Origin of the sequence: Aphanothece microscopica RSMan92, from assembly GCF_046613545.2 — a bacterium.
Taxonomy (GTDB): Bacteria; Cyanobacteriota; Cyanobacteriia; order PCC-6307; family Cyanobiaceae; genus NIES-981.
The window spans coordinates 1-4,373 of sequence record NZ_JBKKKY020000108.1 but is presented as its reverse complement, the minus strand read 5'-3'; the positions used below and the strand labels follow the sequence as shown (position 1 = coordinate 4,373).

3 protein-coding genes and 1 pseudogene are annotated in these 4,373 nt (G+C 68.8%); 3 read left to right on the top strand and 1 reads right to left on the bottom strand.

The window, feature by feature from the left end; translation table 11 throughout:
- From ACLD7X_RS15855 to ACLD7X_RS15845, 3 genes are all read left to right on the top strand, one after another.
- On the top strand, positions 1-354 hold a 354-nt coding region (locus ACLD7X_RS15855), incomplete at its 5' end, for an SEL1-like repeat protein (RefSeq protein ID WP_411424646.1).
- A 48-nt stretch (positions 355-402) separates the two neighbouring features.
- Entirely contained in the window at positions 403-3,018 is a 2,616-nt protein-coding gene (locus ACLD7X_RS15850) for a CHAT domain-containing protein (protein ID WP_411424645.1), read from the top strand.
- Complete coding sequence (locus ACLD7X_RS15845; protein WP_411424644.1) at positions 3,018-3,683, top strand: peptidoglycan-binding domain-containing protein; 666 nt, start codon at positions 3,018-3,020, stop codon at positions 3,681-3,683. Before ACLD7X_RS15850 ends, ACLD7X_RS15845 begins: the two co-directional genes overlap by 1 nt.
- 110 nt (positions 3,684-3,793) lie before the next feature.
- Here the strand turns inward: ACLD7X_RS15845 and ACLD7X_RS15840 are convergent.
- Positions 3,794-4,373 (bottom strand): annotated as a pseudogene (locus ACLD7X_RS15840) (IS5 family transposase); the annotation flags it as partial.

Sequence of the window (4,373 nt, the reverse complement as noted above, 5' to 3'; positions counted from 1 at the left end):
GACAGCGGCCAGCCCGAGGCGCAACTGTCCCTCGCCCGCTTGCACGAGACGGGCGAAGGCGTGGCCCGCGACTGGCCTCGGGCCGACCGGCTCTACCGAGCCATGCTGGGGCTTGTGGGCGATGCACGGCCGATCGATGCCGCGCATCGCGTGATCGCGGGGCGCGTCGCGCAACGCAGCCGGTTCTTCCTGGAAGGGCCTGGGCTTGCCTATCCGGACTTGCTGTTCGACCGCGTGGCGGCACTGGGCGCCGAATATCCCTACACCACGGCCGATCTGGCCCAGCGCATCGCGGCCGATCTTCTGGATGCCGAATCCGGCCTGGCGCCCGATCCGGGCGCTGCGCTGCGTTAGCTGAGGCTTGCAGTCGAATTCGCGCCCGAGGGCCCTGCGCGGGCGCAATTGGCGCGGCTGATCCGCGCGCGCCCCGACCTTCAGGCCAGCCAGCCCGACCGCAAGGGCCGCCTGCGTGGACTCGAAGAACTGGCCGCGCTGGAAGAGGGCACGATAGAGGCCGCCGCCCTCGCCGCCCCCACGCCCGAGGCTGTGACCGCCCTGCTGGAAGACCGCTGCGACCTGCTTGACCGCACGTCGATCGACTGCATCGCCTTTGCCCATCGTGCGGCGATCGGCGGGGCGGCCTCGACCGCGCTGATCCGGCCCGCCTACGACTGGCTGCGCGCTGCGGCCGCATTCGAAGCAGCAGAACGCGCCGAACGCGGCCGCCTGCGCCCCTACCGTGAGGACAGCGACAGCGCTCCCTCTCGCCCGCCCGCGGCGACGCTGGCCCTGATGGATGTGGCGGCCTTCTGGGGTGATTATGCCGGGGCGCGCGAAGCGATCCTGCCACTGCAACGGCTGCCGTATGTCGAGGGACTATCCGCCACGGCGCGCAACGCAGGCTTTCGCCGGATGGTCGCGCGCCATGTCGAGGGCCGCCCGCCCGAGACATGGCCCGCCCTGGCGACGCTGCTTGAGGCTCTGGCGCAGCGGGACGACGATGCAGCCGTCGGGTTCCTTGAAATCGTCGTACCAACGGCATCCCCTGCCGCCCCGCCGTCCGCGCCCCTGACACTGGAGGAGGCGCGCGAACGTCTGGCCATCGCCGAACCGCTGGGCCGGGAAAGCCGGGGCCTGGGCTTTGCCGCGCGGCGGCTTTCCACGCTTGAGGCCGCGGCGGGCGATGTCGCGCGGGCGACCGAGCTTGAGCTGCTGGCGATGGAAACCGACCTTGCCCGCGCCGACCTTGCCGCGATCACCGAAGGGCCGCTGCCGGCAAGCCTCGTGCGTGTCTGCGCCTGGTCGCATGCGTCCGAACGGCTGTTCGCGATCGGACAGGGCGACCTTGCGCTGATCTTCGCGCGTACGGCAGTGAACGAATTGCAGACGATCCGCGCCGCCATCGCGGGCCTTCCCGAACAGGTGCAGCTGTGCTTTCGCGACACGGTGGCCGACCACTATCGCTGGCTGGCCGACCTTTTCATCACGCAGGGCCGCCCGGCCGAAGCCGACCAGATCCTGATGCTGCTGAAGTCCTTTGAGACCTTCCGTTTCGTGGGCAACGACATCGTCTACAGCGGCGCGGCGACGGCCCGCATGGTCGCCCCCGAACCCGCGGCAGAGGCCGAGATCGTGGCAAGCGCGCGGCAGGTGAAGCCCACGGTCACGGGGCAGGCGATCCGCCGCCGCGACCTTCTTCTGCGCAAGAAGTCCACGCCCCTGACCGGGGAAGAGACCGCAGAACTCGAGGCGCTGAACGCCAGCCTCGGGGCGGAACGAGCGGCGCGCGACGCGGTGGTGCAGGACCTTGTGGACCGTGCCGCAGCGTTGGGGCGTGCGGCCGCGGGCGACCGGCTGTCGGACGGCAAGTCGATCAAGCGCCACCTGCGCGGGCTGGAAACCGCGCGGGCGGCGGCGTTGCAATACGTGGTGCTGGACGGCCGGATCGGGATCGTCCTGACGACGCCCGTATCGCAGCGCGCCTTCGTCGTGGAGCGGATCGGGGACAAGCCCCTGACTGCCGCGGCGCTGGAGCAGGAGATCGCGGCCTTCCGCGCGGCGCTGCGCGACCCCTCGGCCGATCCGCGCCCGGCGGCGCGGCGGCTGCACGACCTGCTTCTTCCGGCCGACCTTCTGGCCGAACTGGGCGATGGCGGCATCGCACGCCTGGTGCTGTCGCCTGACGGCCCCCTGCGCTACATCCCCTTTGCCGCGCTGCACGACGGGTCGAGCTGGCTGGTGGAACGTTTTGCGCTGTCGCTGGCGACCGACGCCACCGTGCCACAGGCGGAGGACCCGGTCGAACGCATCTCGGCCTTCGGGTCGACCCGCGCCATCGCCGGGTTCAGCGCCCTGCCGGGCGTGCAGCGCGAACTGCGCGCACTGGTGCGTGGCGCGGGCAGCGACGGGCTGCTGGACGGGGTGGCGTTGCTCGACGACGCCTTTACCCGCGACAGTCTGGCCGAGGCGCTGGTTTTCGGCGATGGCTTTACCCCCGAACTCGGGATCGTGCACATCGCCTCGCACTTCAAGCTGGGCCGGACCGAGGCGGATTCGTTCCTCCTTCTCGGCAATGGCGACCGGCTCACGCTTGCCGATCTGCGTGCGGGCTTCGGCATTGACCTCGACTTTTCGGAGGTGGGGCTTCTGACGCTCTCGGCCTGCGAGACGGGCTATGGCGGCGGGTCGGACGGGGCAGAGCTGGAAAGTTTTGCCGCCGTGGCCCAGCAGGAAGGCGCGCGGTCGGTGGTCGCCACGCTCTGGCCGGTCGAGGATGCGTCGATCGCGCTGTTCATGGAAGGCATCTATGCGCGGCAGATGTCCGGTGGCGTGCCCCTGGCAGACGCGATCACCGCCACCCAGCGCGGGTTCCTCGCGGGCGATCCGCAGGTGGGTGGGCTAACCCTGCGTGCGGCAGAGGCGCTGGAACCCGCGACCTTGCAGCCGCTGGCCGATTTTCCAGGCTATACCCATCCGTTCTACTGGGCACCTGTGGTCCTGATGCAGGGGGCTTCCTGATGCGCTGCCTTATCCCGTTTCTCGTGCTGGCCATTGCCGCCCCTGCCGCAGCACAAGAGGCAGCCGATAGCGCCTGCTTTGTCCTGCCTGCTGCCGATGCCCCGCCGCGGGTGCAGTCGCTGTCGGTCACTTCACTGGGCGAAATCACCTTGATCCTGCGCGGCGCGCCGCACGTCGCCTTCGAGTTCGACTGCGATCTGTCGGGCCCAGGGCCCGCCCACTGCCCGGTGGAGTGCGACGGCGGCAGCGTCACGCTGACCCGCAAGGGCAATTCGATCGAGGCCGATTTCCGCCATCTGCGGATCGAGGCCGCCCGAATGGAAAGCCTGACCTTCGGCCAGACGGCCTTTGATGCCGACGGGCTGCATTTTGACGGTAACTTCCGGCTGGACGGGGCGGCGCCTGCGCAATGCGACCGGCGGCGCATCGGCCAGCCATTCGACCTGCAGGCTGGTGACCATTACCCGGCAGTCGAGCGGCTGGAAACGGCGCTGGCCGAGGGCGGCTACCTCGCCGAGGTGCCCGACTGGACCTTCACCCGCGACACCGCCGCGGCGGTCGCGGCCTTCCAGTCGGAAATCGGCCTGCCCGACACCGGGCAAGCCGACCGCGACCTTCTGCGCCGGCTGGGCATATTCACTCGCTATGGCTTTGGCGGCTGCTGATGGCACTGTTGAACAAAGCGCATGAGCGTATGCGAACCGTGAATCCAGGGTGATAGCTGGTCTTCACGATCAGATGGACACCCCGACCTAGGTTCCAGACTCATTGATAGTCAAAGCCAGAACATGACGGTTGCTGCGAGGGCGACAGCGGACAGGAAGGTCTTGGCGCATCTGTCGTAGTGGGTTGCGACCCTTCGCCAGTCCTTCAGTCGGCCGAACATGATCTCGATCCGGTTGCGGCGCCGCTAGCGTCGCTTGTTGTACCGGACCGCCTTGCCACGCGACTTCCGCCCGGGGATGCGGGGGCGTGTCCCCTTGTCTTTCAACGCATCCCGGAACCAGTCGGCGTCATATCCCCGGTCCGCGAGCAGCCACTCGGCAGCAGGCAGACAGCCCAGCAGGGCGGCGGCTCTGGTATAGTCGCTGACTTGACCGGCGGTCATGAAGAACTTCAGGCGCGGTCCCTTGGCGTCGATGACGGCATGCGGCTTGGTGTTCAGTCCACCTTTCGTGCGGCCGGTCAGGCGGCCGCGTCGGTCATCAGGCCCCCCTTTTTCGTCCGCAGGCTCGAAGCCGTGCGCTGTGCCTTCAGATACTTGCGCAGGCATGCTCGAACCAGTGGCGCATGCCTGCTCACATCGATCATGATGGTCTTCTGATCGGTGCCTTCGGCGGCCAGTCCCTCCATCA

Excerpts from the sequence above, each read along its gene's own strand:
- ACLD7X_RS15845 (WP_411424644.1), top strand. The coding sequence starts at position 3,018 with ATGCGCTGCCTTATCCCGTTTCTCGTGCTGGCCATTGCCGCCCCTGCC.